This window comes from Pseudomonas sp. R1-1, from assembly GCF_051132135.1.
GTDB lineage: Bacteria > Pseudomonadota > Gammaproteobacteria > Pseudomonadales > Pseudomonadaceae > Aquipseudomonas.
The window spans coordinates 4,056,341-4,069,587 of record NZ_CP071663.1 but is presented as its reverse complement, the minus strand read 5'-3'; the positions used below and the strand labels follow the sequence as shown (position 1 = coordinate 4,069,587).

The window sequence follows — 13,247 nt, the reverse complement described above, 5'->3', positions numbered from 1 at the left end:
CGATCCTCAAGGCCGGCGGTGCTTATGTGCCGCTGGACCCGGCGTATCCACAGGAGCGGCTGGCCTACATGATCGAAGACAGCGGCCTGCAATGGCTGCTGACCCAGGCGCATGTGCAGACGCAGTTGCCGGTCCCGGCGGGTGTGCAAATCCTGCTGCTCGATCAGCCAGCAGAGTGGCTGGCGGCTTATCCACAGACTGCGCCGGAGGTAGCCACCACTGGCGAGCATCTGGCCTATACGATCTATACCTCGGGCTCCACCGGTAAACCGAAAGGCGTGATGGTGCGCCATGCGGCGCTGAGCAATTTCGTCGCGAGCATGATCCGTCAGCCGGGGATTGCCGCCGCCGATCGCGTGCTCTCGCTGACCACGTTCTCCTTCGATATTTTCGGCCTGGAAATCTACGGCCCGCTGCTGGCTGGCGCCTGCGTGGTACTGACCGGCAAGGACGTGAATCAGGACCCGCACGCAGTACTCGAACTGATCGAGCGACACGCCGTGAGCATTCTGCAAGCTACGCCGTCGACCTGGCGCATGCTGCTCGATCACGAACACGCAGCGACTCTGCGCGGCCGCACGTTCCTCTGTGGCGGTGAAGCGCTGCCGCAGGAACTGGCCACGCGCATGCTGGCGCTGACGCCGAACGTGTGGAACCTCTATGGCCCGACCGAGACCACCATCTGGTCGGCGCAACATGCCCTGAGTGCCGACAACAGCCGGCCATTCCTCGGTACCCCGATCGACAACACTGCGTTGTACATCCTCGGCAGCGACCTTGAGCTGAATCCGCTCGGTGCGCCGGGAGAACTGCTGATCGGTGGCGAGGGCCTGGCGCGCGGTTATTTCCAGCGTCCGGACCTGACCGCCGAACGTTTTGTTCCCGATCCGTTTTCCACAACCGGTGCGCGTCTGTACCGCACCGGCGACCTGACCCGTTATCGCGCCGAAGGTTTGATCGAATACATCGGGCGTATTGACCATCAGGTGAAGATCCGCGGTTTCCGTATCGAGCTGGGCGAGATCGAAGCCCGCTTGCTCGCGCTCGACAATGTGCGCGAAACCGTGGTGGTCGCGCAGGACGGCCCGACCGGCGCGCAACTGGTCGGCTATGTGGTGCCATCTGCCAGCGCGTTCGATGAAGTTCAATTGCGCGCCGCACTCAAGGCCAGCCTCAAGGCCGAACTGCCGGATTACATGGTGCCGGCGCATCTGCTGTTCCTCGCACAACTGCCGTTGACCCCGAATGGCAAAGTCGACCGCAAAGCCTTGCCGGCGCCAGACGCCAGCCAGTCGCAATCAACTTACGTTGCGCCACTAACCGCCACCCAGCACGCCGTCGCCGAGATCTGGCAAGCGGTGTTGCAGCTGGACCGAGTAGGCCTCAGCGACAATTTCTTCGAACTCGGTGGCCACTCGCTGCTGGTGACCCAGGTTGTGTCGCGCGTGCGTCAGGCGCTGAATGTGCAAGTGCCCCTGCGCAGCCTGTTCGAGCACAGCACGCTGGCAGATTTCGTTGCCGCACTGGGCGTCGATCAGGCAACCGAAGAACCGCCGATTGTTGCCTTGCCACGTCTGCAACCGATGGCGCTTTCCTATGCGCAGGAACGTCAGTGGTTCCTCTGGCAACTGGAGCCGACCAGCACGGCTTATCACGTCCCGGCGGCGCTGCGTCTGCGCGGCGAGCTGGATTTGCAAGCGTTGCAGCACAGCTTCAATGCGTTGATCGAACGCCACGAATCCCTGCGCACCTGCTTCGTCGAACAGCAAGGCCAGACCCTGCAAGTGATTCAGGCTCAAGGCACGCTGGAGCTGCAAGTGCAGGACGTGGCGGGGCTGGATGACGCGGCCTTGCAAGCGCTGGTCGCGGCAGAAACCCTGCATCTGTTCGATCTCCAGCAAGGCCCGCTGCTGCGGGTGAAATTGCTGCGTCTGGCCGCCGATGATCACGCGCTGGCCATTACCTTGCACCACATCGTCTCCGATGGCTGGTCGATGAATGTCATGGTCGATGAGCTGGTGGCGTTGTACGCCGCTTACAGCCAGGGCCAGACCGCGCAATTGCCAGCCTTGCCGGTGCAATACGCCGATTACGCGGTGTGGCAAAAACAGTGGATGGACGCAGGCGAACGCGAGCGTCAATTGAATTACTGGGCGGCGCAACTCGGCGACGGTGAGCAGCCATTGCTGGAGCTGCCGAGCGACCGTCCACGCCCCGCCGAGCAAAGCTATCGCGGTGCCCGTCACGATGTTCCGCTGAGCCTTGAACTGGCGACGGCGCTCAAGCAGGTCGCGCAGCGTGAAAACGTTACCCTGTTTGTGCTGCTGCTGGCGTCATTCCAGACCCTGCTGCATCGCTACAGCGGACAGGCTGATATCCGCGTCGGCGTACCGGTGGCCAACCGCAATCGGGTCGAGACCGAAGGCCTGATCGGGTTCTTCGTCAACACCCAAGTGCTCAAAGCCGAATTCGACAGTCAGCAGAGCTTCCGCAGCCTGCTGCAACAGGTGAAAAACAGCGTACTCGGCGCGCAAGCCCATCAGGATCTGCCGTTCGAGCAACTGGTCGACGCGCTGCAACCGCAACGCAGCCTCAGCCACAGCCCGCTGTTCCAGGTGATGCACAATCACCAGAGCCAGGCCCGCCAAGGGCAGGGCGCAACCCGCCTGCCGCAATTGCACATCGAAGGCTTGCCATGGGCCTCCAACACCGCGCAGTTCGACCTGACCCTGAACACGTTCGAATCGGCTGACAATGTCTGGGCCGAACTGACCTACGCCACCGACTTGTTTGACCTGGCGACCATCGAGCGCCTGGCGCAGCATTGGCTCAATCTGCTGCACGGCATCGTGGCCGACAGTGCTCAACGCATCGCTGATCTGCCATTGCACAATGCCGCTGAGCGCGCGGCGACCCTGCTGCAATGGAACCCGGCGGTCGTCGATTTCCCCAGCGAACAGTGCCTGCATCACCTGATCGAAGCCCAGGCCGCCCGCGCGCCAAACGCCATCGCCGTGAGCTGCGCCGGTGAAACGCTGAGTTACGCCGCGCTCAATCGCCGCGCCAACCAGTGGGCGCACAGACTGATTGCGCAGGGTGTCGGCGCGGATGTCCGCGTCGGCCTGGCGGTGGAGCGCAGCCTCGACATGCTGGTCGGGCTGTTGGCGATTCTCAAGGCTGGCGGCGCCTACGTACCGCTGGATCCGAGCTATCCACAAGAGCGCCTGAGCTACATGATCGGCGACAGTGGCATCGGTTTGCTGCTGACCCAAAGCCATCTGCTTGGCCAGTTGCCGGTGCCGGATGCCGTGCACAGCCTGATGCTCGATCAGCAGGGTAAAGACTTCGAAGGCTACAGCGACAGCAATCCGCACGTCAGCCTGAGCGCCGACAACCTTGCCTATGTGATTTACACCTCCGGTTCGACCGGCCAGCCGAAGGGCACCTTGCTCGCCCATCGCAATGTGCTGCGTCTGTTCGAGGCCACCGATGCCTGGTTCGATTTCGGCGCGGACGATGTCTGGAGCCTGTTCCATTCCTACGCCTTCGACTTCTCCGTTTGGGAGATTTTCGGTGCGCTGCTGTACGGCGGCAAACTGGTCGTGGTGCCTTACGAGGTCAGCCGTGCGCCAGAAGATTTCTTCGCCTTGCTCTGCCGCGAAGGCGTCACCGTGCTCAACCAGACGCCCTCGGCGTTCAAGCAATTGATGCAGGTGGCCTGCGCGCCGGAGCACGCCGCGCAACAGCCGGCGCTGCGTTACGTGATGTTCGGCGGCGAGGCGCTGGAGGTCAAGAGCCTGCGGCCGTGGTTCGAACGTTTTGGCGATCAGGCGCCGCAACTGATCAACATGTACGGCATCACCGAAACCACCGTGCACGTCACTTACCGTCCGCTGTCGATGGCCGATTTGCAGGGCGACGCCAGCAGCCCGATCGGCGTGCCCATCCCTGATCTGTCGTGGTATCTGCTCGACGCTGACCTGAATTCTGTGGCCAAGGGGTGCATCGGTGAGCTGTACGTCGGGCGCGCCGGTCTGGCGCGTGGTTATCTGAACCGTGCCGATCTGACGGCGCTGCGGTTCATTCCTGACCCGTTTGCCGATGACGGCGGTCGCCTGTATCGCACCGGCGATCTCGCCCGCTATCGCGCCGACGGCATCATCGAGTACATCGGGCGGATCGACCATCAGGTGAAAATCCGTGGTTTCCGTATCGAACTGGGCGAGATCGAGGCGCAACTACAGGCGCAGCAAGCCGTGCGCCAGGCCGTGGTGCTCGCGCAATCGGGCCTCAGCGGTCAGCAACTGGTCGCGTGGCTGGTGCCGCAGGATGCTGCGTTGCTTGAGGCCGATGCGCCCGAGCAGGCGCAATGGCGCGACAGCGTGCGTGCCGAACTCAAGGCAAACCTGCCGGATCACATGGTCCCGGCGCACCTGCTGCTGCTCGCGCAACTGCCGTTGACCGCCAATGGCAAACTCAACCGCATGGCGCTGCCCGCGCCGGATGCGAGTCAGGCGCAACAGACTTATCAGGCGCCGCAAAGCGGGCTGGAACAATGTCTGGCGGCGATCTGGCAAGACGTGCTGAAGCTGCCGCAAGTCGGCCTCAACGATAATTTCTTCGAACTCGGCGGCGACTCGATCATCTCGATTCAGGTGGTCAGCCGTGCGCGTCAGGCCGGGATTGGCCTGAACCCGAAAGACCTGTTCCAGCACCAGACCATTGCGCGCCTGGCGCTGGTTGCGCAGTTGGGCGCGGCGCCATCGGCGATCGATCAACAAGCGGTGAGCGGGGCAGCATTGCTGCTGCCGATTCAGCAGCAATTCTTCGAAGACGACATTCCTGAGCGCCATCACTGGAACCAGTCGGTGCTGCTCAAGCCGCCTCAGCCACTGGACGCGGACAAGATCGAGCAAGTGCTGCGGGCGCTGGTTGCCCATCACGATGCCCTGCGCCTGAGCTTCACTCAGCGCGATGGCGTGTGGCAGGCCGAGCACCGTGCCGTTGAAAACCTGCCGGACAATCTGCTGTGGCAGGCGCAGGTCGCCGATGCCGCGGCGCTGGAAGCCTTGGGCAACCGCGCCCAGCGCAGCCTCGACCTGCAAAACGGGCCGCTGCTGCGTGCGGTGCTGGCGCAATTGGCTGACGGCACGCAGCGTTTGCACCTGGTGATCCATCACCTGGCGGTGGACGGTGTGTCGTGGCGGATTCTGCTCGAAGACCTGCAGAACGCGTATCAGCAATTGCTCGACGGCCAGCCGCTGCGCCTGCCGGCGAAAACCAGCGCCTTCAAGGACTGGAGCGAACACTTGCAGCGCTACGCCAACAGCACAGCGTTGCAGCAGGAACTGGCGTACTGGCAAGCCTGCCTGCGCGATGTCAGCACCGATCTGCCATGCAAACGTGTGGAGGCCGGGCAGCACAATCGACTGGCGCAGACCGTGCAGACCAGGCTGGGCACGGATCTGACCCGCCAATTGCTGCAGCAAGCCCCGGCGGCCTATCGCACCCAGGTCAACGACCTGTTGCTGACCGCACTGGCGCGGGTGATCGGCCGTTGGAGCGGGCAACCGTCGACGCTGATTCAGCTCGAAGGTCATGGTCGCGAAGAATTGTTCGACGGCGTGGACCTGACCCGCACGGTGGGCTGGTTCACCAGCCTGTTTCCGGTGCGCCTGACACCGGCGCAATCGCCCGGCGAGTCGATCAAACAGGTCAAGGAGCAACTGCGCTCGATCCCCAACAAGGGCATTGGTTTCGGTGCATTGCGTCATCTCGGCAACGCTGACGCACAGCAAAGCCTGCGCGCCTTGCCGACGCCGCGCATCACCTTCAACTACCTCGGCCAGTTCGACGGCAGTTTCGCCGCTGACGAAGCGGCGCTGTTTGCCCCCGCGCCGGACAACGCCGGCCTCGAGCAAAGCGCGGACGCGCCGCTGGGTAACTGGTTGACCCTTAATGGTCAGGTGTATGGCGGTGAATTGCGCGTCGGCTGGACCTTCAGCACCGAGCGTTTCGACACGGCGGACATCGAAGCCCTCGCGGCGGATTACGCTGACGAGCTGACCGCGCTGATCGAGCATTGCCTGACCCCAGGCATCGAAGGCCTGACCCCCTCGGACTTCCCGCTGGCCGGGCTGACTCAGGCGCAACTCGATAACTTGCCGGTGCCGGCGCAGCAGATCGCCGACGTCTATCCGCTGTCGGCGATGCAGCAGGGCATGTTGTTCCACAGCCTCTACGAGCAGGCCAGCGGGGATTACCTCAACCAGGTTCGCCTCGATGTCGAAGGCCTCGACCCGCAGCGCTTCCAGCAGGCGTGGCAAGCGGCGGTGGATCACCACGATATCCTGCGCACCGGTTTTGTCTGGCAAGGCCAACTGACGCGGCCGCTGCAAGTGGTGCACAAACATTTGCAGATGCCCTTCAGCGTGCTCGACTGGCGCGAGCGCGACGCTTGCCCGAATGAACTCAATGCACTGGCCGCGGCCGAGCAGGCGCAGGGTTTCGACCTGAGTCAGGGGCCGTTGCTGCGGATGGTGGTGGTGCGTCTCGATGCGCAGCGCTGCCATTTGATCTACACCAACCATCACATCCTGATGGACGGCTGGAGCAACTCGCAGTTGCTTGGCGAGGTCCTGCAGCGTTACAGCGGCATCGCCCAGCCGGCGCTGGCCGGGCGGTATCGCGATTACATCGAGTGGCTGCAAGGTCAGGACGCTCAGGCCAGCGAGCATTACTGGACCGCGCAACTGGCAGACCTGGAGGCGCCGACCTTGTTGGCGCCGGCACTTCAGGCGCAACGTGACGGCGCCGCACAACAGGGCCATGGCGAGCATTTCTGTGTGCTCGATGCGCTGCAAACGCGGCAATTGGGCGAGTTCGCCCGGCAGCAGAAGGTCACTCTCAACACGTTGATTCAAGCGGCGTGGCTGTTGCTGTTGCAGCGCCTGACCGGGCAGGCGAGCGTGGCGTTCGGCGCCACGGTGGCGGGGCGCCCGAGCGAGCTCAAAGGCGTCGAGCAGCAGATCGGCCTGTTCATCAACACCCTGCCGGTGATCGCCAGCCCGCGTGCGCAACTCAGTGTCGGCGAGTGGCTGCAAAGCGTACAGGCACAGAACCTGGCGCTGCGCGAGCATGAACACACGCCGTTGTTCGACATTCAGCGTTGGGCGGCGCGCAACGGTGAAGCGCTGTTCGACAATATTCTGGTGTTCGAGAACTACCCGGTCTCCGAAGCACTGGCCCAGGGCGCGCCGCAAGAACTGCGTTTCGGCGAGATCGCCAACCACGAACAGACCAACTACCCACTGACCCTGCTGGTGCATCTGAGCGACCAGTTGTCCATGCACTTCAGCTACCAGTGCGACAGCTTCGCCGCACACAGCGTGGCGCAATTGGGCGAGTTTCTGCAGCGTTTGCTCGGGCAGATGAGCGAATCGAGTGAACGTACGCTTGGTGAGTTGCAACTGATCGAAGACGCTCCGTGCGTTGGCGCCTCGTTCGTCACTGAACAGTGCATTCATCAGGCCATTGCCGATCGCGTAGCGGCGACGCCGCATGCACTGGCGGTAACGTTCAGCGACCGTCAACTGACTTACGCCGAACTGGACGCACAGGCCAATCGTCTGGCGCACAAACTGACCGAAATGGGCGTCGGCCCGGAAGTGCGCGTGGGCGTGGCGATGCCGCGCTCCGAGCAGTTGCTCATCGCCCTGCTGGCGGTGCTCAAGGCTGGCGGCGCCTATGTGCCACTGGACCCGGATTACCCGGCCGATCGCGTCGCTTACATGCTCGAAGACAGCCGTGCGCGAGTGTTGCTTACCGAGCAAGCGGTCGCCGCGACGTTGAGCGTACCTGCCTCGACTCAAGTGGTGTTGCTGGATCAGGTTGACCTGAGCCGCTACGCAACCGTTGCGCCGCAAACGCGCGTGCAGCCGGACAACCTCGCTTACGTGATCTACACCTCGGGTTCCACCGGCAAACCCAAGGGCGTGGCGATTGCCCATCGCAACGTCATGGCATTGATCGACTGGTCGGCCAAGGTCTACAGCCGCGACGATATTCAAGGCGTGCTGGCGTCGACGTCGGTGTGCTTCGATTTGTCGGTGTGGGAGCTGTTTGTGACCCTCGCCAACGGCGGTTCGCTGATCATCGCGCGCAATGCGCTGGAACTGCCGCAACTGCCGGCGCGTGATCAGGTGCGTTTGATCAACACCGTACCGTCAGCCATCGCCGCGCTGCAACGTGCCGGGCAAATTCCTGCCAGCGTCCGGATCATCAATCTGGCCGGCGAACCGCTCAAGCAAGGTCTGGTCGATGCGCTGTATCAACAGGCGAACGTTGAACACGTCTACGACCTGTACGGCCCGTCGGAAGACACCACCTATTCGACCTGGGCGCGCCGTGTTTCGGGTGGCCAACCGCGTATCGGTCGTGCGCTGGAGCACAGCGCCAGTCATCTGCTGGATGCCGATCTGCACCGGGTGCCACAGGGCGTTGCGGCGGAGCTGTACCTGTCCGGCGCTGGCATCACTCGCGGTTACCTTGGCCGCGCGGCGATGACTGCCGAACGTTTCGTACCCAATCCATTCAGCGGCAACGGCGAGCGCCTGTACCGCACGGGCGACCTGATTCGCCAGCGTGAACAGGGCAACTTCGAATACCTGGGCCGCATCGACCACCAAGTGAAGATTCGCGGCTTGCGTATCGAACTCGGTGAAATCGAAGCACGCCTGGTCGCGCATGCCGAAGTGCGCGAAGCGGTGGTGATCGCCAGCGAAGTGTCGGGCAGCCAGCAACTGATCGCCTATCTGGTACCGGCCGATCCGACAGTGGTTGAGGCCGGTGCCGAGTTGCAAGGGGATCTGCATCACCGCCTCAGCACCTGGCTGGGCGCAACCCTGCCGGACTACATGGTGCCCAGCCATCGTCTGTGGCTGGCGCAACTGCCGCTGACCCCCAACGGCAAGATCGATCGCAAGCGCTTGCCGGCGCTGGAATTGAGTGCTGCGCAACAACACGTCGAGCCGGCCAACGCCACTGAGCAGGTATTGGTGAATATCTGGAAAGAGGTGCTGGGGCTGGCGCAGGTCAGTACTCACGACAGCTTCTTTGCGCTGGGCGGCGATTCGATCGTCTCCATTCAGGTGGTCAGCCGCGCCCGCCAGCAAGGCCTGGAACTGAGCCCGAAAGACCTGTTCCAGCACCCGACCATCGAGCAATTGGCTCAGCGTGCCGGTAGCGCCAGCAACGCTGCGCCGACAGTGCTGATCGAGATGCCGCTGCATGGCCTGACTGACGCGCAAGTCGCCGATTTACCGCTGGCGCAGGATCAGTTGGCCGGGCTTTATCGTCTGTCACCGATGCAGCAGGGCATGCTGTTCCTCGGCTTGAATTCGCCGGAATCGGACCTCTACATCAACCAGTTGAGCATTGCCGTGCAAGGCCTTGAACCGGCGCGTTTGCAAGCGGCCTGGGCCAGCGTCAGCCGTCGTCACGACATTCTGCGCACGGGTTTCCTCTGGCGGGACATGGCCGAGCCGTTGCAGTTTGTTCTCGCCGATCCGCAACTGCCATTCTGCCTGCTCGACTGGCGTGACCAGGATCACTCGGCCGAGGCGCTGCAAGCATTGGCCGATGCCGAGCGAGCCAAAGGCTTCGACCTGGATCAGCCACCGCTGCAACGCCTGACGCTGGTGCAGGTTGGCGCTGACAGTTATCAATTGATCTGGACCTATCACCACATCCTGATCGACGGCTGGAGCAGTTCGCAGTTGATTGGCGAGGTGTTGAGCCAGTACTCCGGCACACCGCTTACCGAGGCGGTGCCATACCGTCATTACATCAACTGGCTGCAACAGCAGGACGACGCGGCCAGCGAAGATTTCTGGCGCGCGCAATTGAGCCAGCTCGACGAGCCGACTTACCTTGCCGACGCGGTGTCGCGCACTGGCAGCGGTCGCGGTCACGAGGCGCTGTACAGCCGCTTGGGTGAAGTGCGTACCGAACAGCTCAAGACCTTTGCGCAAGCGCAGCAAGTCACCCTCAACACGCTGGTGCAGGGCGCGTGGCTGATGCTGCTCAGCCGTTACAGCGGCCAGCGCTGCGTGGCGTTCGGTGCGACGGTGGCGGGGCGCCCGGCGAGCCTGCCGGCGTCGGAGTCGATCCTCGGCCTGTTCATCAACACCCTGCCGGTGATCAAGGACGTGCCGGCCGAGCAAGCGGTCGGCGACTGGCTGCGCGACCTGCAGGACTTCAACCTCGAACTGCGTGAGCGCGAATACACGCCGTTGACCGACGTGCAGCGTTGGGCCGGGCGGGCGGGGCAGGCGTTGTTCGACAGCATCATCGTCTTCGAGAACCACCCGATCGATCAGGCGCTGCGCGAGTGGCGCGACGACTCGCTGACGTTCGGCGAGATCAGCAACGCCGGCCTGACCAACTTCCCGATGGACTTGATGGTCACGCTCGAAGAAGGGCTGGTGATCGAATACATGTTCCTGCGTGAGCATTTCGATCGATCGACCGTGGAAGGCATTCGCGCCAACATGGAAGGCCTGCTCGCTGCATTGGCCGCAGATGCCGCGCAACCACTGGGACGGATCGGCTTGCCGAGCGCTCGGTCGGTGGTCGCGCCGAGCCTGCCAGCCGCTTTGCCGGCGCTGGCGGTGCATCAGCGTATTGCGCAACGGGCACTGGAGCAGGGCGAGCAGACGGCGGTGATCTGCAACGGCCAGGCGTTCAGCTATGCGCAGATTGACGCCCGCGCCAACCGCCTGGCCCATGCGTTGATCGCTGAAGGGGTAGGGCCGGAAGTACGCGTCGGTGTCGCGCTGCCGCGCAGCGAACACATGATCGTGGCCTTGCTCGCGGTGCTCAAGGCCGGCGGCGCTTACGTGCCGCTCGATGCGACTTACCCGCGTGAACGCCTGAGCTACCTGATGGGGGATTCCGGCATCGCCTTGTTGCTCAGCGATTCCAGTCTGCGTGAGGTCATGCCGACGCAGGCCAGTCTGCCTGTGCTGGAGCTGGATCAGCTCGATCTGAGTGGTCAGCCGGAGAGCGCACCGCAGGTCGTCGTGCATGCGGACAACCTCGCTTACGTCATTTACACCTCTGGCTCCACCGGCCAGCCGAAAGGCGTCGGCGTCGCCCACGGGCCGTTGGCGATGCACTGCGAGGCGATCGGTCAGCGTTACGAAATGACCGCAGCCGATTGCGAATTGCACTTCATGTCGTTCGCCTTCGATGGCGCCCATGAGCGCTGGTTGACCACATTGACCCACGGCGCGCGTCTGCTGATCCGTGACGACAGCCTGTGGACCGCCGAGCAGACTTACGAAGCGCTGCACGAATATGGCGTGACCGTGGCGGCGTTTCCGCCGGTGTACCTGCAGCAATTGGCCGAGCACGCCGAGCAGCACGGCAACCCGCCGGCGGTGCGCATTTATTGCTTCGGTGGTGATGCGGTGCCGGTGGCAAGTTTCGAACTGGCCAAACGTGCGCTCAAACCGCAGCACATCATCAACGGTTATGGCCCGACGGAAACCGTGGTCACGCCACTGATCTGGAAGGCCGGCGCTGACGACGTATGCGGTGCGGCCTACGCACCGATTGGCACGGTAGTCGGCGAGCGTAGCGGTTACGTGCTCGATGCCGACCTCAATCCGCTGCCGCTGGGCCTTGCCGGTGAGCTGTACCTGGGCGGCGCGTTGGCCCGTGGTTACCTGGGCCGCGCCGGCGGCAGCGCCGAGCGTTTCGTCGCCAACCCGTTCAGCGCCGACGGCAGCCGTCTGTATCGCACCGGCGACCTGGTGCGCCAGCGCGAGGACGGTACCGTCGACTATCTCGGGCGCATTGATCAGCAGGTGAAGATCCGCGGTTTCCGCATCGAGCTCGGCGAAGTCGAGGCGCGTCTCAAGCAGCAACCCGGCGTGCGCGACGCCGCTGTGGTGGCCCGCGACGGCGTCAGCGGCAAGCAATTGCTCGGGTATGTCGTCGTCGCAGCCGATGCCGCGGCGGACGGTTTCTGCGAACGCCTGCGCGACCAGCTCAAGGCCAGCCTGCCGGACTACATGGTGCCTGCGCACCTGATGCTGCTCGAACGCATGCCGCTGACGCCGAATGGCAAACTTGACCGCAAGGCCTTGCCGAACCCGGACGTCGAACAGCGCCAGGCTTATCTGGCGCCGCGCACCGAGCTGGAAAAGGCGCTGGCGAAGATCTGGCAGGACGTGCTGAAGATCGAACGCGTCGGCCTCAGCGACAACTTCTTCGAACTGGGCGGCGACTCGATCCTCAGCCTGCAAGTGATCGCCCGCAGCCGTGTGCTCAAGGCTCAGGGCCTGAGTTTGAAACTGCGCGACCTGATGCAGAAACCGAGCATCGCCGAGTTGGTGGCCAGCGTGCAGGGCAGCGCCGAGAAAGCCAGCGCAATGTTGGCGATGAATGCTCATGTCGACGCTGTCGCACCGCTGTTCTGCATTCACGCAGGCTTCGGCACGGTGTTCGATTACGAGCCGTTGGCGCGACGTCTGAGCGGTCGCCGCCAGGTGTTGGCGATCCAGTCGCGGATGCTCCTCGATCCGACGTTCCACGACGTCTCGCTGCAAAGTATGGCCAGTGACTACGTTGCGCAGATCCGCGCAAAACAGGCGCACGGGCCGTATCACCTGTTGGGCTGGTCGCTGGGCGGGACCTTGGCGATGCTGATCGCGGCGCAACTGGAACAGGCTGGGCAGGCGGTGGAATTTGTCGGTCTGGTCGACAGCTTCGTGCCGTCGGCGAGGGTTGACGAAGGCACGCTGGACGACTGGCAAGCCGACTTGCGCGACTTCCTGCAAGTGACGCTGCCGGATGCCGCGCCGGGTTTGCACATCGACGGCGAAGAAACCCCGCAGAACATTCAAGCACTGTTCAGCCGCGCCATGAGCACCGCGCGCGGGGCTTCGACCTACGTGGCGCTGGGCGATGATGAACTGGCCCATGTGTTCAGCGTCGCCCGCCGACTCAAACAGCTGTCGCTGCAACTGGACCGCTGCACACCGTTGGCGATCACACCGATGTGCTGGTGGACCCTGGGCCGCGAAGAGGAAGCCGTGCAATTGGCGGCGCAACTGGAACAGCCGGGCATGGGCGGTGAATGGCTCGACTGCGGGCACTTCCAGATTCCGCGCGATGCAACGTTCCTGTCCGAGGCTGAAGAAATGCTCGGCGAGATCGTTGAACCTGTAGCCATGTCCTGA

At 63.5% G+C, this 13,247-nt stretch carries 1 protein-coding gene (cut by a window edge); it reads left to right on the top strand.

Going from position 1 to position 13,247, the window contains the following annotated elements:
* On the top strand, window positions 1-13,247 hold the 3' portion of the coding sequence (locus tag J3P75_RS18170; protein WP_434707697.1) for a non-ribosomal peptide synthase/polyketide synthase. 1,741 nt of this gene lie to the left of the window's left edge; only the last 13,247 of its 14,988 coding nucleotides appear in the window; its start codon lies off the left edge, out of view; it ends in the stop codon at window positions 13,245-13,247.